Raw genomic sequence first — 18,849 nt, forward strand, 5'->3', positions numbered from 1 at the left:
TCAGGGTGTCCGCTCGTAGAGCGTTCCTGCGCGGATGAGGGTGGGGCGTCCGTCCGCGCCCGGGGTGTAGAACTGCACGGCCCTGTAAGCCCCGGGGGTGCCCAGTGCCAGGGAGAACCGGTGCCGCTCGCTCTCGATGCAGACGAGTGGCAGGGGCTGACCGCCACCTGACGTGCCGCCCATGAGCCGTTCCCAGGCAGCCAACTCGGGTGAGGGTGTCGTCCGGAGGTGGAGACGCCCATCGTGCACTTCGACGGAGACCTCACCGTTGGGTGACCGATAGACCCCGACGAACTGCTCATTGTCGATGTCGACGCCGCGCTCCGGCCGGTATGAGGGAGCCGGACTGCGGACATCGAAACATTCCTTGAGCAGAGCCTCGCACAGCTCGGTGTACAGCTGAAACCCTGTCGTGCTGTTCGTGAGAACCGCGAGGACGGCCTTCTGCTCCGGGATGACGTAGAGGTTCGAGTGCATGCCGAAGTTGGCGCCGCCGTGCGAGAGGACCGGGTCGTCGCCCTCCCGGACGATGGCCCAGCCGAGTCCGTAGTTCACGTACATGGGGAGACAGCCCCAGTAGTCGTCGAACTGGGGCTCGCGCATCTGGTCGAGTGCCGCGGTGGACAGGATGCGGCGTCCGTCGGGTGCCGTACCGTCGATGTGCATCCGCCCGAAATCGATCAGGGCTTCGACGTCGAGCCACAAACGGGACCCGGCCGGACCGTTCTCGGGCCAGGCGCGAAGCCGTGGGACCCGTGACACCTTCCCGGTGGGGGCGTCGACGGTGTGTCCCACGGCAGTTGACCGCAGGAGAAGTTCCTCGGCGTCGGCGGTCGCGTTGAGGCCGAGGGGCTGCAGGATGCGCGTGCTGAGTGCGGTGTGGTAGCTCTCGCCGGTCAGCACCTCGATGATGCGTCCGAGGGTGCTCATGCCCATGTTGCTGTAGGACCATCGCTCGCCGGGGGTGCCCGTGACCTGAAGGGTGGTGAGCTTCCGCATCAGCCGTTCGAGCACGTCATCGCCCGGTGCCAGGTCCGGCATGTAGTCACCGGGCAGGCCGGACGAATGGTTCAGCAGCATGCGTACGGTGATTGCCGCGGACCGCTCGGAATTCGAGAGGCTGAACTCGGGCAAATAAGTCCGCACGGGTGCGTCGAGTTCGAGCAGCCCCTGGTCCACAAGGCTCATCGCCAGGGACGCAGTGAACACCTTGGTGATAGATCCGGCGGCGAAGAGCGTGTCCGGGAGCACTGGCGCACCGGTTGCCACGTTGACCGTGCCGGTCTCGGCTCTGACAAGTGTGCCGTCGTGCCACAGGGCTGCGGACGCACCCACCACACCGAATTCTTCGGCAAGTTCCGCAAGCCGAAGAGTGAACTCCTTCGATGTCATCATGCCCCCACGATAGGTGAGCCGGCACGTCGGTCACACGCGAGAAAAGTTGCATAATACCCACTTATCCATCGACAGATGTCGCGAAGGTGGTGGGAGAAGATCGACTGCTATTGACTCATCCCAAGTCGCGGACCCGCGGCCTGAGCAGTGACGCCGCAGCCACCCACGCGGCACTGCTTGAGCGGTGTCCGTTCAGCATGACGGACAGCCCGGCAGGCGTTCACCGTGATGGAGAGACCTCTTGTAGCGGGTCTCTTCCTCAAGCGGAGCTCGAAGCTCTGCAGTCAGCAGCGGCCGCTCCGGCAGCGCGTCGCGGTCCACCAGATCACCGTTCTTGATGACGGCGTGGATGCTTCGGTAGTTCTTGGCACCCTGCAGCGGATCCTCGTCGAGGACGACCATGTCGGCGATCTTTCCCACTTCGAGCGTTCCGAGATCGTCGTCGACCTTGTAGGCCTTGGCGATGTTACGGGTCGCCGCACGCAGCAACTCTATCGGCGACATGCCCTTTTCTTCCATGGCCCTCAGCCAGATGAAGTGACCTGTCGCCAGCCGCCCCAGAGCCTCTTCCTCTGGCAATCCATTCCAGGTGCCCTTGATCAGCGGCTCCTGCATGACCTCCGGAGCGAAGATTCCTCCGTCATTCGCCAGGAGGATCATCGCACCGGATTCGATGAGATTGCGACTATTGGCATCCGACGCCTTCCACATCGTCCATTCGTGATCCGAGACGGATTCCTTGAGGATTCCCATACCCTTGTCGGTGAGCGGAAAAACGACGGCACCACAGTCTCTTTGCGCGAGCAGCTCCAGTGTTTCGCGCGGGATCTCGACAGGGCCTGTCATATTACAATGCTGCACAAGGTCGCAGCCCGCCTCAATCGACATCCTGAGGCCTTCGACCGACGAACTGTGCGATTGTGCGGTCAAACCGGCGCGATGCGCTTTTTCGACGATTACGCGCTGCGTTCGCTCGGAAAATTGAATGAAGGAACCGGCAGAGATCCCGCCATGTTCGTTCGACGCGTACTTGACGAAATTAATCCCGTGCTCGATGTACTTGCGAACTTCCTCCCCGACCCCTTCGGGTGTCAACCACATCAGATGCCGGCCGGTATTTTCCACCCACGTCGCGTTCACCCGGTCGACGAAGTGAGAGCTGCCGATCCCCGGGATCCTCGAATCGAAATCACCGGAGAACGGGCCGTCGAATCCAATGATGTTTCCGGCGCAGCGAATGCGGCTGCCCGTGATCTCACCCTGGTCGATCTTGTCGCGGACCGCCATGAGCGCACGCCGTGGCCCCCACGTGTCAAACACGGTCGTCATTCCGGCTCTGAGTGCGATCTGGGCGGCCTCGACAATCAAATCCTCATAACCGCCCTCATACCGGACGAGGGTCTCGAAGAGGACGTTGACGAAAAGATGCACGTTCGCGTTCATCAGCCCGGGAATGATGAACTTCCCGGAGTAGTCGACGGTTCGAGTGTCCGCCGGGACCGGAATCTCGTCCGGTCGGCCGATTGCCACGATGCGACCGTTTTCTATCAGGATCGACCTGCCATCGATGCCCTTGTCGGAGACACCGTCGATTACGGTCGCGCCGTTCAGAAGGAGTGACATCGTATTCCTTTCATGATCGCCCGCGTCCGGCTGGACGCGTCGGATTGAACTTCGCTGATCGGAGTTCCAGCACTTCGGCAAGAAGACCTCACGGCCGAGGGCATCCACAGCACCCCGCCGGAAAATGGGCCATACGGCGCCTGCCGCAACTCCCCGCGACCCGGCGCGATCAGCGCCACACCCTTTGTGCTACACGGAGGAAATTCTCGCCGAGAATACCCCGGATGGCTTCGGATGAATAAGATCGATTCGCCAGCGCCGCCGCGATCTCGGGAAGTCGCTCCGGCTCGACGAAGTCAATCCGATCCCATTGCTGGTAGCTCGGAGGAAACAGATCGGGGTTCTGAGTCAGCTCATCGCCGGTATCCTCACCCGAGAAGCAGAAGTCGAGACCGAGCCCTACGTGTTCCCAGCCGACCAGGCCGACGGCATGGTCGATGTGGCGCATGAGGGAGTCGATGCTCGTGTCGTTGTCGCCCAGGAAGATTCCGACACCGTTGATCCCGATGACACCACCCGTCCCGGCACATGCCTCGATCTGGTCGTCCCATACGTTGCGCTCATGGTCATGAATCGCACGCGTCGCCGAATGAGAAAGCACAACCGGAGCCTTTGATGCGGCGAAGATGTCCATCGAAGTGCGGTAGGAACAGTGGGTCGCATCGACCACCATGCCCACCCGGTTCATCTCGGCCACCACGTCCCTGCCGAACTCTGTCAGACCGCCGTCAGAGTCGTCGTGACAGCCCGAACCCGCCGCGTTCCGCTGATTGTAAGTGAGCAGCATGGTTCGGACACCGAGGTCGTAATAGGTCTGTACGGTGTCGATTCGACCCCCCAGCGGCCGCGTGTCCTCAAGATCGAACGCAACAGCGAGACGTCCGGTGGCCTTGGCGCGACGTACGTCATCGACCGAGTTGACCATGACGTACCGGTCCGGATTCGTGAGCACGTGACGTCGGAACGCCGACAATACAGTGATCGTTTCGGCGATGTCGTGCGGCGCATAGCCGACGTTCACCGACACGAATGAAGCGCCCGCCTCGGCGTAACGCCACAACTCGTCGACGCTGGTGTCGGGGTCGAGCGGAAGGCAGCAATGCTGCTCCCACACCAGCGCCTGGGCGTACTCGGCCGCAAAGCCATTCAGCGTCTGCGCGTGCTCCTGCTTCATCGATCTCCCCGGGACAATAGGCGGGTCTCGGCCGAATGCTAGGCCTGCCCCGGGCGGAGGGCGAGCGCCAGAAGTCGTGCCGCGCAAAACAGCCGCTCGACACCTGTCGTACGCCCCCACGACACGAAGTCCGTGCCCGGCACGAAGGCCGGCCCGCCCCCGCCCGGATCTTCGACGCGCGCCAGAGGGGGCCCTATGAGGACGCGCGGGCAACCGGCAACCGGTCGGGGCGGAGGCCGGCCGGGGGGACACCATATTGTGCCGTTTCCCGGGACAGCGCGCCCTCAGCGACGATGTCCGCTGTCAGCCGGGCCAGTGCCGGGGCCATCTGAATGCCGTAACCACCCTGCGCGGCGAGGAAGTAGAACCCCTCGTGCCCAGACCACGCGCCCACCACCGGCTCACGGTCGGCGACGAAGTTGCGCAGGCCGGCCCATGCGCGTCGCACACCGCGCAGCCCGAGCGTTGTCGCCTCCCCGATCGCTTCAAGTGCTCGGGCGATCTCCAGTCCGTCCGGGCTCGGCCGGCCGGGGGACACATCCGTGGCGTCCGCGGGTGAGCCCAGCATCAGCCCCGCCTCCGGTTTGACGTACCACCGCTCACACGCGTCCACCACCAGGGGCAGTTCGGCGATGTCCCCGTCGTAGCGGGTCGGGCTGACGAACGCCGTGCGCCGTCTGGGTTGGATACCGATCGGCGGGACGTCTGCGCGGGCGGCCACCTGATCGACCCATGCGCCCGCAGCGTTGACCACCTTCTCGCAATGGATGACATGGTCGCCCGCCGTGACGCGCCAGCCCTGACCGTGCCGTCTGATGTCGCGCACCGCGGCGTTGAACAGCACGGTGGCGCCTCGCCTGCGCAACATCCTGAAGTACGTCTGGTGCAGGCCCGCGACATCCACGTCCGCGGCCGACCGGTCCACGGCTGCGGACCGGATCCGGTCGGCCCGCAGCGGCAGACAGAGCCGGTGCGCCTGTACCGGGGTGATCCTCTCCAGGTGCGGCGAGCTGCGCGTCAGCTCCGTCACGGCGTCCTCCCCCGGCTTGTCGGTCGCCAGCCAGAGCAAGGGCCGCTGCTGCAGCAGCGGTACGCCGTTCTCGGCCGCCATCTCCTCGTACAGCGGTCCGCTCGCCCGAGTGAGCGCACGCACCCAGGGACTTCCGTAGGAAGGCAGGAACGCGGCAGCGGACCGGCCCGTGCTGTGCTCCTCCCCCGAGGCAGCCGTTTCCACCATCACGACCGAAAGCCGCTCGGACAGCTCCGCGGCCACCGACGCACCGGCCATCCCGGCACCGACAACCACAACATCACTGCTCAGCAAAAGATCTCCCTCAACAATGGTCTCCCTCGCGCGGACGCGGGCCGGCTCGGCGCGCGTCAGGACACGTGAACGCCCTCAGGCCTTGGCCGTACGGCCTACTCGCACAGCACACCCAGGGCCTGGCCGGCGGAGTCGCGCAGCCCCCGCCTGTCCGGCGTGATCCGCAGAACATGGCCCGGCTAGTGCGGCAGGCTCATGTCGAAATAGCTGTCGTGCAGAGCTTCCAGTTGCCCGGTGAGCTCTTCGGTGGTGCCTTGCGCGACCAGCTCGCCGTGTCTCAGGACGCAGGCGCGATCGGCGAGCTGCAACGCGTCCTGCACATGCTGCTCGACGAACAGGACGGCGACACCCCGGTCGGCCGCTTCACGGACCAGCGCCAGAAGTTGCTTCATGGCGACCGGGGCCAAGCCCATCGTCATCTCGTCGATGAGCAGGATCCGGGGCTCGACGGAGAGGGCGCAGGCGACGGCGAGCAGTTGCTGTTCACCGCCCGAGAGCAACCCGACGCGCCGGTCCGCGATGGCTTCGAGAATCGGGTAGCGGGGCAGAAGCCTCCGTGCGGAACGACGGCTGCGGGTGCGCAGTCGCAGGTTCTCCCGGACCGTGAGCTGTGTGAACAGACCCCTGCCCTCACGCACATAGCTCACCCCGAGTGCTGCGGCGCGCTGGACTCCTCGCACCTGTTCGCCGCCGACTCGGACCGAGCCGCCCAGCGGTTGCAGCACTCCGCCGACGGTCTCCAGCACTGTGGTCTTCCCGGCGCCGTTGGGGCCGAGCAGAGCGACGATTTCGCCAGGGTGGACTTCGAGGCCGAGCTCGCGCACCACGGGCACGCCGTTGCGGCCGGCGGTGAGTTCTTGCAGGAGCAGAAGGCTCACGACTGCACTTCCTTCGAGACGGCATTGAGGGGGCGCGCGTCACCCACGTACGCGGTCATCACGGTGGGGTCATGACGAACTGCCTCTGGCGGTCCCTGTGCGATGACGTGACCGACATCGAGCACCGTGACCTGGTCGCACGTCTGCAGGACGAGGGACAGGTCGTGCTCGATCAGCACCACGGCGACGCCCGTGTCCGCGACAGTACGCAGATGCCGGCCCAGCTCACGGCTCTCGGCGCTGTCCAGGCCCGCGGCGGGCTCGTCGCACAGCAGCACGGCGGGCCGTGCCGCGAGAGCCCTGGCGACTCCGACGAGTTTCTGCTGCCCGGTGCTCAGCTGTGCCGGATGCCTGTCGGCGAGGTGCTCGATGCCCAGCAGCCGAAGGGCGAGCGTCGCGTCCCCCTTGGTGACCCTCACGCGGCCCACGACGTCGTTGAGGAGGTCGCCGGGGCTCCCCGGCTCGGTTGCCACGAGCAGGTTGTCCCGTACGGTCAGATCGAGGAACAGCTCCGTCGCCTGCCAGGTTCGGGCCAACCCCGCGCCGAATCGACGGTGTGGAGACAACCGGCTGACGTCGGTCCCGCACACCCGGACAACGCCCTCGCTCGCACAAAAGCCCGCGACGGCGTCCAGCGTGCTCGTCTTGCCGGCGCCGTTGGGGCCGATGAGGCCGTGCATCTCGCCCGCTCGGACGACCAACGACACGTCCTGTATGGCGCGCACCCCGCCGTACCTCACGCTGACGCGCTCGACCTCAAGGGCCGGATGTGCGGTGTTGCGCGCGGGAGCCTTCGGCGTGGCCGCGGGCGCGTCCGACGCGGGCACGACTGCCGGGCGCGGGTACGCAGAGGTGGGCATCTCTTCGCCCTGGCGCTCCGGTCCAGTACGGCGAGCGAGCAGGTTGCGCACCGCCTTGCCATAGAAACGGGCGGCTCCCTCGGGAGCCACGATCGCGGTACTGATCATGCCGAGGCCGCCGATGATCTCGTAGGAAGAGCCCAGCGGCACCAGGCCGTCCAACAGGACGTACCACAGGCCGAACGGCCCGATCAGGCCCGCGAGCAGCGCCCCGCCCACGCTGGTGATGCCACCGATGAAGGCAAAGATGAGGAAGCTGATGCCGGCCAGATAGTTGAAGCTCTCGATGGAAACGCTGCCGCGCGCGTACGCGAGCAGCGCCCCGCCGACGCCGGCGATGAAACTGGACAGGGCGAAGGCGATGAGCTTCGTCCGGGCGACGTCGATGCCCACCGCTGCGGCGGCCCGCTCATTGGAACGCACGGCCAGGAAGCGGCGTCCCGTGGTGCCGTTCAGGACACGGGAGACAAGCAGACAGCACAGCACGAGCGCGGCGAGCACGGCATAGGTGAAGGGGAGCCGGGCCAGTTCGCTGTGCCGCTGAGCGGCCAGGTCCAGGCCGAACAGCGTCGGGTCCGCCAGCTCGGAGCCGCCGGCGGAGATCTGCCGGAGGAACAGCGCTTCCACGGCCACCGCACCGGCGAGGGTGACAACGGCGAGCTGGGCACCACGGATGCGCAGCGCCGGTACGCCCATCACCACGCCCGCTACGGTTGCGGCGAGCGCCGACAGCAGCACACTGACCGGGAAAGGCAGCCCGTCCGTGGCGCGGGCCAGCGTGAACGCGGCTACTCCGGCGATCGCCGCCTGCCCCAGGGAGACCTGGCCGATGAGGCCGACCAGGACGACGTAGCTGAGGGCGATGACGGCGAAGACCATGCTGGATATCAGGCCGTTGCGCTGGGACTGCCCGAGCAATGGCGCCAGCATCGCGACGACTGCCGTGCCGAGCAGCACCCACTTCAGCCGCAACGGCCGCCGGACCACCGCCGGCAGGCGGGAGAGTACCAGCTCACCGCGCCGAGGAAGCTTGTTGCCGAGCAGCACGAGCGCGACGACGATCACGACGAACGGGACCGCGTCGGTCGTACCGCCGGGGAGGCTGCTGGGCCACCACGACTGCAGTTGTACGAACGACAGTTCACTCTGCAGCACGCCCAGGCCGAGCCCCGCCATCGCAGCGGCCGCGACGGAGGAGAGCCGCGCGACCAGCAGGGCCGCGAGGCCGGGTACGACCAGTGTCCCGATACTCGCTGGGTTGAGGCCGGTGATCGGGCTCGCGAGGAGCAGGAAGAGCGATGTCACGGCGGTCCCCAACGCCCAGTTGAAGGCCGCGAGGCGGTTCGGGGACCAGCGTGCGAGCGTGAGTGCGACCTCGTCCTCCACCCCGGCCCGGGTCGCGAGACCGGTCATCGACCAGCGGTAGTAGGCCATGAGCGCGCCGGCGACCACCACCGTGATCCCCAGCAGCCACAGGCGGTCCTGCGGCACGTCCACGCCGCCGAGCGTGAGGCTGTCCGACCCGAGCACCGGGTCGACCACCCGGGAGGCGGCGCTGAACCGTCTCACGAGCAGGCTCTGCAGCAGAGTCAGGATCCCGATCGAGGCCATGATCTTCGACAGCGCCGGGGCGTTCCGCAGAGGCCTGAACACGAGGACGTGGACGAGCCCGCCGAGGACTGCGCTGGACAGCAGCCCCACGGCTATCGCCATGGGCAGGGGTGTGCTGGTGCCCAGGTGGACGCGCCCGGGGATTCCCAGCACGGGCAGTACCAGGTCTCCCGTCTTGCGGAGCTCGTCGAAGACGAAGGCACCCCACAGGCCCATGCTCGCCTGGGCGAAGTTCACCACGCCGGAGCCCTTGTAGACCGTGACGAGGCCCATGCCGAGGCCGGCGAACACCGCACCGGCGCCCATCCCGAGCAGGGCGAAGAGCAGATACTGTTCCATCGCCGGTCAGTCCTTGGTGATGTCGATGAAGTCGCCGGTGAGTACTTCCTGCTTACCGTCCGAAACGACCTGGAGAGAGGCGATCGAACTCCCGCAGCTGTCCTTCGGCAGCGGACGCGCAGAGCAGTCAACGGGGGCGCCGAGGAAAACGTCGCCCTTGTAGGACGCGAGCGCGCTCCTTGCCGTGGCCGCGGTGATGTCGCCCTTGATGGTCTTGAGGACTTCAGTCAGGGTCATGATGTCGGCGAACCCGTAGGTCGCGAACGAGTCGATCTTGTCCTGGGCGCCGGCCGAGGTCATCTGCTGGACGTAGAGGTCAATCTGGGCCTGCTTGGCCTTGGGCGCCGTGGCTCGGGAGTTGGCGGGCAGGAGGTATTGCTGTGTGTACACGCCCTCCGCCTGCGAGCCGAGCGTTTTGATGAATTCCGTGCAACTGCCTGCGAAAATGGCCTTGTCCCAGCCGAGCTGCCGGGCGGTCTTGACGCCGTTGGTGCAGTCGCTCTCTGCCCCGGCGAAGTAGATCGCATCGGCGCCCTTCTGCTTCGCCGCGGTGATGGCGGCGGCGAAGTCGGGGGAGGCGGGGTTGTAGAGCGTGTAGCCGAGGTCGAGACCGGCGGCCTTGGCGCTCGGTATCACGGTGTTGACCACGGTCTCCTTGTACGTGGGGCCCCCGTCGGCACCGATCATGATCGGCCTTCGCGCTCCCGCTTCCTTCATGACCTTCCAGAAACCGTTCCAGGTCAGGGACGCCGGAGGGGTCGTGAAGGTCACGTAGGGGTCCTTGGCCAGCACCGTGCCGGACGACGAGACCCCGAAGATCGGGATGCCGGCCTCCTTGAGCGGCTTCACGAGGGCGTCGGCTCCGAGTTCGACGCCGAGCACGGCGACGGCGGCCTTCTTGTCGATGAGGTCGTTGGCGCATTTGCCGGCGCTCTCCGGGGCACCCGTGGTCGAACAGGTGATGAGCTTGATCGGTCTGCCGTTCACGCCGTCATGGGTGTTGACGTAGGAACTCGCCGCGTTCGCCGCGTCCGCGACCTCCGGGAAGGACAGGCTGCCCTCCCCGGTGTTGATGAATCCGACGAGGATAGGAGTCCCGGTCACGGGCTTCCCCCCGTCCGAGCCGCTCGCGGCGGCAGGCGTCTCTTTGTCCCCGCACCCCGTCAGGGCGAGGAGTCCGGCAATCGCGATGGCCGTGAGCCGGGATCCGCGAGTGATGGTGGTTGTTCGCATGAGCGCTCCCGAGTGATGGCCGGCGCGTGTCGCCGGGGGGTTCTTCGGATGAAGGCGTGTTCGGGGCACGACGTGGAGGGGCGGGGATCGAGGGGGTGAGCCTCGTGCGAAAGGTGTGTGTCGGCCACGACGGTGTGCTTGGCGAAGCTCTGCCGGCATTGGTCCGTCACCCTAGAGGGACGGAACGTTGCAGGTCTTTCGACAGATGTCACGATCTGTTCCATCTCGGCTCGACATCTCGAAGCTGGGGGACGTCGGCACACGATCCTCGTGTGATGAGCCACGGCGGATCAGGGACGGTCCACGGTCACCACGACCGCTGCTGGCTGGAAGCCGTCCGGGCGATCACACGTTTCGTCAGCGTGACCTGACGGAGGGATCTCCGGGCTCGTGCGCAAGATTCCCCGGTGCCGCAGACGCTCGCGGCACCGGCCGTTGCCGCACCCCGTGTCGGCCTCGATGTTGTCGGGCGTCACGCGGAGACGACCGGGATCGGCCTACGGACCCGAGTCCTCGCCGAGGCTTCTGGAACCGGGTGCGGTCCGCCCGCTGTCCGCCCCCTGACGACGAGAGACGACGGGCGGCAGCGGCCACCCGACGCTCAAGTGGAGTGTGCTGGGGAACGGGCGCGGGCTGCCCAGGCGCTCACCTTCCGACCGGCCTCGGCCAACCGGGCGAGCAGGCGCCGCCGGGGGTCTCGCCTTGACGTTCCGTCGTTCCAACGCCCCCTGCCGCGGGCGTCGGTGGCGGTTGGGTCCGAAGAGCGTGTGCCGTCGGCCGGCCACGGCCGACGGCGTCCCCAGACGGGCTTCGCCGGCCTGAGGAGCTGGTCGTACCCCGGGTTGCGGACACGGCCCGGTCACCCACGGCCGAGTCCACCGCGCGTCCGCGGCCCGGAGCGAGCGACCGGCGCGGCCTTCCTCCGATCTGGACGCGGCCGATGTTCGATTGACCGATACCGCCCTGCGGCCGATCCAGTACGTCTGCGGCCGAGGCGATTACGATGACCTCGTCTGCGCCCAGGAGCTTCCGGACGTCGGCTGGGCGACCGGTGGCAGCGGCGTTTCGCTGGACCTTCCGAATCGAGCCCTCGACGAGGACGGCGTCGCCGGGCTCCTCCGCCCGCTCGCCTCGATGGGGGCCCGTGCCGCCTCAAGGAGCCCGGGGCAGCGACTCTCCAAGGCCTCAGGCGATGTCCGACTCCGGGACCGCCCCGCGCACCGCGAAGTCGGCGCTGATCGCCTCGGCGGTCGCAAGCAGGTGCGGCAGGTGGCGGTCCCTCAGGACGTCGAGCGAGGTCTCGGCGGCGTGCGCGTTGACGTTCAGCGCGGCGATGACGGTCCCGCTCGCGTCGCACAGGGGCGCGGCGACGGACTGGATGCCGGGCGCCAGGTCCTGGTCCGTGATGGCCCAGCCCTGGGCCCGGATCTGCTCCAGTTCGGTCAGAAGATCCCGCAATGGCGGGGTTCGCCGCGGCACGACACCGGCGCGAGAAGGCTCGGCGAGCAGCGACTTCACTTCGGCGGGCGGGAGGTGTGCGAGGAGGACCTTCCCCAACGAGGTTGCCGCGGCCGGGAACCGGGTTCCGATGACGACGCGGAGCGCCACGATCTTGGGAACGGCCACCCGGGACAGGTACATGATGTCGGACCCGTCGAGCTGTGCGATCGACGACGACTCTCCCGTCTTCGCGACCAATCCCTCCATGTGGGATCTGGCGATCTCCCACAGCCCCATGGAGTGCACGTAGGCCATGCCGAGCTCGACCACGCGGGGCGTCAGGGAGAAGCCCTGCCCACGAGAGCGGATGTAGCCCAGCTCCTCAAGGGTGAGCAGGATCCGGCGGACGGTGGGCCGGGCCAGACCGGTGGACTCGGCCAGCTCCGACATCGACATCACCGGCGCCGAGGCGTCGAACGCCTTGATCACGCTCAGCCCGCGCGCCAGCGCTTCGATGAAGTCGGGACCGCGCCCCCGTTCCTTCAACAACTGCCTCCTCGTAGCCCGGCCAGCTTCTAGCCGCCACTCTACGGCGCCGACCGGCTACCTCGTCGCGGGTCGCACCCTCGGTGACCGCGGTCCCGTGAACGTCCCGCGTATGCCCACCGAAAGGCCCTCCCCTCGCACGATCGGCCGGGTCGGATCTCTTGACGAGAGTTGCAAGCAGGATCACATAGGGCGCTGTACGGACACTTGACCGGCATACGGACAGGACCTATCCGACATGACCCACGCCCCATCCGGCCCGCTGAGCGGCCTCCTGGTCGCCGACTTCTCCCGCATCCTGGCCGGGCCCTACGCGACAATGCTGATGGCCGATCTCGGAGCGGACGTCATCAAGGTCGAGGCGCCCGACGGCGACGACACCCGAACCTGGGTGCCACCGACCCGGGACGGCGTCTCGACGTACTACCTGTCCATCAACCGCAACAAGCGCTCGGTCACACTGGACCTCAAAGACGAAGACGATCTCCGACTCGCCCACGCCATCGCACGGCGCGCCGACGTGATGATCGAGAACTTCCGGCCAGGGGGACTGGCGAAGTACACCCTCGACTACGACAGCGTCGCAGTCGACAACACGGCCGTCGTATATGCCTCGATCAGCGGTTTCGGCGCCGGTGGCGGCGCGCACCTGCCCGGTTACGACCTGCTCGTCCAGGCGATGTCCGGGCTGATGAGCCTGACCGGGGCATCCGACGGGCCGCCGTATCGCGCCGGCATCTCGGTCTTCGACGTCATGACCGGCATGCACGCCCTCATCGGCGTCCTCGCCGCGCTGCGCGAGCGGGAGCGCTCCGGGCGCGGTCAGCACGTCGAGGTCAACCTGCTCTCCTCCGCGTTGTCCGGACTGGTCAACCAGACCGGCGCCTACGCCGCGGGCGGCGTTGTCCCTCACCGGATGGGCAACAGCCACCCGAGCCTGTTCCCCTACGAACCGCTGCCCACCGCCGACGGCGACATCATCGTCATCGCCGGCAACGACCGGCAGTTCGGTGCGCTGTGCACGGCGCTGGGCGTGCCCGCACTCGCCAAGGACCCCCGCTTTCGCACCGTCGGCGACCGCACGGCGAACCGCGAGACGCTTCGCCCGCTCCTTGAGAAGCAGCTCGCCCAGCGCACCAAGGCGGAGTGGTTCGACACCCTCGTCGCGGCCGGAGTCCCCGCGGGACCGATCAACTCCATAGCCGAGGGGGTCGAGTTCGCGACCGGCCTCGGCCTCGAACCACTGGTAGACGTGGGGACCGCCGGCGCCGAGGGCTCGGGCCCCGTACCGCTGGTGCGCAACCCCATCCGGTTCTCCCGCTCCGGGCATCGCTACGACCTGGCGCCCCCGGCCATCGGCGAGCAGAGCGACGAGATCAAGGCCGAGGTCCGCGCCTGGCTGGGAGAAACCCGATGAGTACCCGCGCCGGCGGACCCGAGCCCCGCTTCCCCACCTCGCTCGGTATGTCCACGGCCTCGACGATCACACTGCTCGGCGAGGACCTCGCGAACGACCTGATGGGCTCCGTCAGCCTGACCGAGCTGGCCTACCGCATGGTCACGCTGTGCACTCCGACATCCGGCCAGGTACGCATGCTCGACGCCTGCCTCCTCGCTCTGGCCGACCACGGCTTCACCCCGACTGCGATCGCGGCACGCCTGACCTACCTTTCCGCCCCCGATTCCGTTCAAGGCGCCATGGCCGCCGGGCTGCTGGGCGGCGGCTCCCGCTTCCTCGGTGTCACTGAAGACTCCGGACAGTTCCTGCACGCAGTCGTCGAAGGGCTCGATATCACCCCCCAGACTCCCGGCGAGTGGGACGAGGTCGCCCGAGACGCCGTCCGCGAGACACGAGCGCACAACCGCATCATTCCCGGGCTGGGCCACCCGGTACACAAACGGCTCGACCCGCGCACACCCGCCCTGGTCAGGATCGCGACCGAGGAACACTGCTACGGCCCGCACCTGGCACTGTTCGAAGCGATCGGGCGAGTGCACCCGGAGTACCTCGGCCGCACTCTCGTACTCAACGGCGCCGGTGTCGTGGGCGCCGGGCTCGCCGACCTGGGACTGCCGGTGAAGCTCCTGCGGGGCTTCGCGCTGATCGCCCGCGCCGTCGGGCTTCTCGGCCAGCTCGCCGAGGAAGAGCGGATGCCGGTCGCGATGGACACCTATCTCCTGCTGGAGCACCACGCCGAGTTCGTGGACCCGAAGACCCTGGTGGCGAACGACAATGACTGAGACGGACCTGGGCCTGCTCCTCCTCCGGCTCGGCCTCGCCACGCTCCTCGCCGGCCACGGCCTCCAAAAGAGCCACGGCTGGTTCCGCGGCATGGGCCCGGCGAAGACCGCCGAGGTGTTCGAGAGCTGGGGCTTTCGCCCCGGTCGCCCACTCGTCCTGCTTGCCGTGTGCTGCGAACTCCTGGGCGCGCTGCTGCTGGGCACCGGACTGCTGACCCGTGTCGGGAGTGCGGTCGTGACCGGCACCATGCTCGTAGCCGCGGCGTCCAACACCGTGAACGGACTCTGGGCCCACCTGGGCGGCTGTGAGATCCCCGTGGTGTACGCCGGCCTCGCGGTCTGTCTCGCCGTCACCGGCCCCGGTCACTTCTCGCTCGACCACGCCGCCGGACTGCCGGACGGTGGCAGCTGGGGTGCACCCGTCGCCATCGCGGTCGGAGCGCTCGCCGCCGTGCCCCCGTTGCTGTGCCGCCGCAGTGCGTTGCGCGCCCGGCCCGCTTCCTGAAGCAGCCGCCCAAAGAGCTATTCCAAGAGAGATCCGAAGAAGATTCTCCGAAGAAAGGGGAAGGCCGACGATGGCCCGGCTCGTCGCGATCCTCGCGACCACGCACCATCCCTTCTACTACCGAACCAGCAAGCTCCCCCCGGACCAGGCACCGCCATTCGCGGCCGAGTGGATCCGCAAGGTCGAGGCGTACCGGGAGACACTGACCAGGTCACGCCCCGACGTGCTCGTGATGGTCGGTTCCGACCACTTCCATCAGCTCTGGCTCGACAACATGCCGCAGTTCCTGGTCGGCAAGGCGCCGTACTACGACGCCAATTGGGAGAACGAGCAGCGCGAGTTCGGGCTGCCGAAGATGCTACTCAAAGGCGACGAGGCGCTCTCGGCGTACATGCTGCGCGAAGGCCTGGACCACGGCTTCGATCTGGCGTTCTCCAACGAGCTGAGGATCGACCACTCCATCACCTGCCCGATCATTACCGTCCGGCCCGAGGCGGACCTGCCGATCGTCCCCATCTACACCAACATCTTTGCGCCGCCGCTGCCCCGGCCCGAGCGGTTCGTCCAACTCGGCGGAACCATCCGCGCGATCATCGACGCCTGGCCCAGCCACCTCCGCGTCGCCGTCATCGGTACCGGTCATCTCTCGCTCGAACTCGGCGGTCCACGCCAGTTCGGCCCCACCGGGCCCGACCCGGAGTTCGACGCCCGGGCCGTCGAGTGGATCACCAAGGGTGACATCGACGGCTGCCTGGCCAACGTCACCCTCGACAGTCTCCACGCCCCGGGCAACGCAACCCACGGATTCATGGACGTCATGCTGATGATGGGGGTCGCGGGCAACCGGCCGGCCGACTACGCCGACCATCTCAGCCTCTTCCACACGATGGAGGCGTACTTCACCTGGTATCCGGACCCCGGGCTCCTCGACAGCGAGATTGCCGCCGACCGGCAGGAGTCCCACGCATGAGCAAGTACCTGGTCAATAAATTCCTCTACACCGTGGACCGCGAGTACGGGCTCACCGAGCGATACCGCGAGGACCCCGAGGGGACAGTCGCCTGGTGGCTGCAGGAGCGGGCCAACCGCATCCTCAACGCCGTGGCCGCCGAGGACACCACCTGGCTCTCCTTCACCGACGAGGAGCGCCGGGCGCTGGCCACTCACGACCACGTGGCCCTCTTCGAATTGGGCGCGCACCCGTTCCTCACGCTCACCCTGTGGATCGCCATGTTCGAGCGCGACTTCGACGAGCCCCTCGGTATGCAACTCGACTATGCCCTCAGCCTCGACCACATCGCACTGCCCTACCCGGACATCAGCACCTGACACCCACCCAGCGCCCCGCCGGCTCCAACGTTCACGTAACCGCGAAAGAGAACCCCATGGCATCCACACCTGACACACCCGCAGCGAGCGACGTCGGCGCAGCCCCGGCGATTGTCTTCCGGCACGGCCACGTCCTGACGATGGACGACCGGCGTACGATCCTGACCGACGGGGACGTTCTCGTCGTCGGCGACACGATCGAGGCTGTGGGCCCGAACCTGGAGACACCCGAGGGCTCGGTCGAGATCGACGCCGGCGGCGGCATCCTCATGCCGGGCATGGTCGACACCCACCGTCACATGTGGCAGACCGCCATGCGGGGGTACGGAGCCGACTGGACCCTCACGCAGTACTTCGTCTGGAACTACCTCGAGCACGGCAAGCGATTCCGTCCTCAGGACGTGTACGCCGGAAACCTTCTCAGCGCGATCGAGGCGATCGACGCCGGGGTCACCACCACCGTCGACTGGTCGCACGGTCTCGCCACGGTCGACCACGCCGAAGCCGCTGTCGACGCCCTTGAGGAGGTGCCCGGTCGCTTCGTGTTCGCCTACGGCAACATCCACACCGGCCCCTGGGAGTGGACCAACTCACCCGAATTCCGGAGCTTCGCGGAGCGGAGGATGCCTCGCTCGGAGATGCTCGGCTTCCAGGTCGCGTTCGATGTCACGGGCGACCCGTCCTTCCCCGAGAAGCCGGCCTTCGAAGCCGCACGCGAGCTGGACGTGCCCGTCACCACGCACGCCGGTGTCTGGGGCGCCACGAACGACAACGGCATCCGGCTCATGCACGAGCACGGCTTCATGACACCCGAGAACGTCTACGTCCATGCGGCGACGCTGAGTGAGGACTCGTACCAGCGCATCGCCGCCACCGGCGGCTCCGCGTCGGTGTCTGCCGAGAGCGAGGCCAGCTGCGGCCAGGGCTATCCTTCGAGTTGGGCGCTGCGCCGCCACTCCATCCCGATTTCGCTCTCGGTCGACACCAGCATGTGGTGGAGCGCCGACGCGTTCGTCGCGATGCGCTCGACACTCTCGTCCGACCGGGCACGCGAGCACCACGAGGCTCACACCTCCGGCGACACCGTCACCCACGTATCACTGCGTGCCCGAGAGGTCGTGGAGTGGGCGACCCGTGGTGGCGCCCGAGCCCTGGGGATGGACCACCTGGTGGGCAGCATCGAGCCCGGCAAGCGTGCCGACGTCGTCCTGCTCAAGAACGACGAGTCACCGGCGATGTTCCCGATCCTCAACCCCTACGGCCATGTCGTGTTCCAGGCACAGCGAGGCGACATCCACACCGTCCTGGTCAACGGCCGCCCTGTGAAGTACAACCACCGCCTCGTCAGCACCGACCTGGCCAAGGCCCGCCGGGTGGTGGGACAGACCGTCGAGTTCCTCCGCGCGGAGCTCGGTGCGGAGGAGTGGGCCCGTGGCATGAGCCCGCAGATCCCGGAGTCGAAGGTGCTCGACAACCCGTACACCTACACCGAGTTCGCCGACCCCTCCACGCACCAAGGCTGAGAAGGGGCACTCCATGAACCTTGTCATCGTCGGCGGTGGCCCCGTCGGCCTCACGACGTCCCTGCCGCTCAGCGACCTCCGCGTGCCAAACGTGCTGTTCGAACGCCCCGGGGCACCTCGATCCGCCCCAGGGCCATCGGCCTGAATCAGCACACCATCGAGATCTTCCGCCGCCCCGGTCTGCACAAGCGGACAGACGCCGCTGCCATGCCCCGCCCTCGGTCGCCAGGACCGGCTGATGCACATCGCTCGCGGACCCGGCCTCTACGAGCACATGCCCGAATCATATGTGAAGGTCCACGTCCGGGCGGCTGGGACGTGCCGGCCCCGGGAACGCCGGGCAGAGGCACCCTCCGAGCCGCCCACGCCGTTGGAGGCGGAGAACGCCACCGCGGGCACGCCAAGATGGGCGTGGGCCGCACGCTGGAACGGGTGCGGCGTGCAGACGCCCTGGTCGCGCGCATGTCGGCCGGGCTACTGCGAAGAACGCGGCTACGACGTCGATGTGATCGCCGTGCACCAGTGGAGCGGAGTCACTTTCCCGGTCCCCGTCCTGATCGGCCTCGGTTCCCGCGCTGTGCGGGCCGACCTGGGCCTGCTCAGCCGCTTCGGACCGCAGGATCGCCATTGGCTGCGCGCGGCGCGATCGATCTCTGTCGCGGACGGCCGGCTTGCGGATTCGCTGCGCACCATAGTGCCATGGTAGCGGGTAGAACGTTCGGTCTTGACAAGTGGCCCCGTTCTTGCCAGTCTTAGCGTACAGAACGTTCAGTCTCGCTGAGGCAGTGTCATCGGGATTGCCGGGGCCGACCCTATCCGGACGGCCGA

At 67.4% G+C, this 18,849-nt stretch carries 15 protein-coding genes; 7 read left to right on the plus strand and 8 right to left on the minus strand.

Annotated elements, in window-relative coordinates; translation table 11 throughout:
• The 8 genes from ACH4D3_RS40475 to ACH4D3_RS40510 all read right to left on the minus strand — a co-directional run bounded on the left by ACH4D3_RS40475 (position 1) and on the right by ACH4D3_RS40510 (position 12,423).
• Positions 1-1,395, minus strand: a complete 1,395-nt coding sequence (locus ACH4D3_RS40475) for a serine hydrolase domain-containing protein (RefSeq protein WP_398332772.1) — start codon at positions 1,393-1,395, stop codon at positions 1-3.
• Positions 1,396-1,587: 192 nt separating this feature from the next.
• A complete protein-coding gene (locus tag ACH4D3_RS40480) occupies positions 1,588-3,018 on the minus strand; it encodes an amidohydrolase family protein (protein ID WP_398332773.1) in 1,431 nt (476 codons plus the stop codon).
• A gap of 169 nt (positions 3,019-3,187) precedes the next feature.
• Positions 3,188-4,192 carry a dipeptidase gene (locus ACH4D3_RS40485; protein WP_398332774.1) on the minus strand — a complete coding sequence of 335 codons (1,005 nt, stop codon included), beginning with the start codon at positions 4,190-4,192 and terminating at the stop codon, positions 3,188-3,190.
• A 193-nt stretch (positions 4,193-4,385) separates the two neighbouring features.
• Positions 4,386-5,516, minus strand: coding sequence for an NAD(P)/FAD-dependent oxidoreductase (locus ACH4D3_RS40490; RefSeq protein ID WP_398332775.1), 1,131 nt, complete (start codon positions 5,514-5,516; stop codon positions 4,386-4,388).
• Between the two features lie 179 nt (positions 5,517-5,695).
• Positions 5,696-6,394, minus strand: coding sequence for an ABC transporter ATP-binding protein (locus ACH4D3_RS40495; protein ID WP_398332776.1), 699 nt, complete (start codon positions 6,392-6,394; stop codon positions 5,696-5,698).
• The gene (locus tag ACH4D3_RS40500; protein ID WP_398332777.1) at positions 6,391-9,204 is read right to left on the minus strand and encodes an ATP-binding cassette domain-containing protein; all 2,814 of its coding nucleotides are present in this window, start codon (positions 9,202-9,204) and stop codon (positions 6,391-6,393) included. Before ACH4D3_RS40500 ends, ACH4D3_RS40495 begins: the two co-directional genes overlap by 4 nt.
• Before the next feature lie 6 nt (positions 9,205-9,210).
• Complete coding sequence (locus tag ACH4D3_RS40505) at positions 9,211-10,506, minus strand: ABC transporter substrate-binding protein (protein WP_398332778.1); 1,296 nt, start codon at positions 10,504-10,506, stop codon at positions 9,211-9,213.
• A gap of 1,116 nt (positions 10,507-11,622) precedes the next feature.
• Positions 11,623-12,423: an IclR family transcriptional regulator C-terminal domain-containing protein gene (locus ACH4D3_RS40510; RefSeq protein ID WP_398332779.1), complete on the minus strand. Its 801-nt coding sequence runs from the start codon at positions 12,421-12,423 to the stop codon at positions 11,623-11,625.
• A 238-nt stretch (positions 12,424-12,661) separates the two neighbouring features.
• Between ACH4D3_RS40510 and ACH4D3_RS40515 the strand changes: the two genes are divergently transcribed.
• The 7 genes from ACH4D3_RS40515 to ACH4D3_RS40545 all read left to right on the plus strand — a co-directional run bounded on the left by ACH4D3_RS40515 (position 12,662) and on the right by ACH4D3_RS40545 (position 18,727).
• Positions 12,662-13,840, plus strand: coding sequence for a CaiB/BaiF CoA transferase family protein (locus ACH4D3_RS40515; RefSeq protein WP_398332780.1), 1,179 nt, complete (start codon positions 12,662-12,664; stop codon positions 13,838-13,840).
• Positions 13,837-14,664: a citryl-CoA lyase gene (locus ACH4D3_RS40520; protein ID WP_398332781.1), complete on the plus strand. Its 828-nt coding sequence runs from the start codon at positions 13,837-13,839 to the stop codon at positions 14,662-14,664. The genes ACH4D3_RS40515 and ACH4D3_RS40520 overlap by 4 nt, the downstream gene beginning before the upstream one ends.
• A complete protein-coding gene (locus ACH4D3_RS40525; protein ID WP_398332782.1) occupies positions 14,657-15,169 on the plus strand; it encodes a DoxX family protein in 513 nt (170 codons plus the stop codon). The genes ACH4D3_RS40520 and ACH4D3_RS40525 overlap by 8 nt, the downstream gene beginning before the upstream one ends.
• A gap of 70 nt (positions 15,170-15,239) precedes the next feature.
• Positions 15,240-16,139, plus strand: a complete 900-nt coding sequence (locus ACH4D3_RS40530) for an extradiol ring-cleavage dioxygenase (RefSeq protein ID WP_398332783.1) — start codon at positions 15,240-15,242, stop codon at positions 16,137-16,139.
• Positions 16,136-16,498, plus strand: a complete 363-nt coding sequence (locus ACH4D3_RS40535; protein WP_398332784.1) for a hypothetical protein — start codon at positions 16,136-16,138, stop codon at positions 16,496-16,498. The genes ACH4D3_RS40530 and ACH4D3_RS40535 overlap by 4 nt, the downstream gene beginning before the upstream one ends.
• Positions 16,499-16,554: 56 nt before the next feature.
• Entirely contained in the window at positions 16,555-18,021 is a 1,467-nt protein-coding gene (locus ACH4D3_RS40540; protein WP_398332785.1) for an amidohydrolase family protein, read from the plus strand.
• Between the two features lie 439 nt (positions 18,022-18,460).
• Positions 18,461-18,727 (plus strand): hypothetical protein, encoded by a 267-nt coding sequence (locus ACH4D3_RS40545; RefSeq protein ID WP_398332786.1) that lies wholly within the window; start codon positions 18,461-18,463, stop codon positions 18,725-18,727.
• Positions 18,728-18,849 lie beyond the last annotated feature (122 nt).

The organism is Streptomyces sp. NPDC018026, assembly GCF_044327745.1.
GTDB lineage: Bacteria > Actinomycetota > Actinomycetes > Streptomycetales > Streptomycetaceae > Streptomyces > Streptomyces rubrogriseus.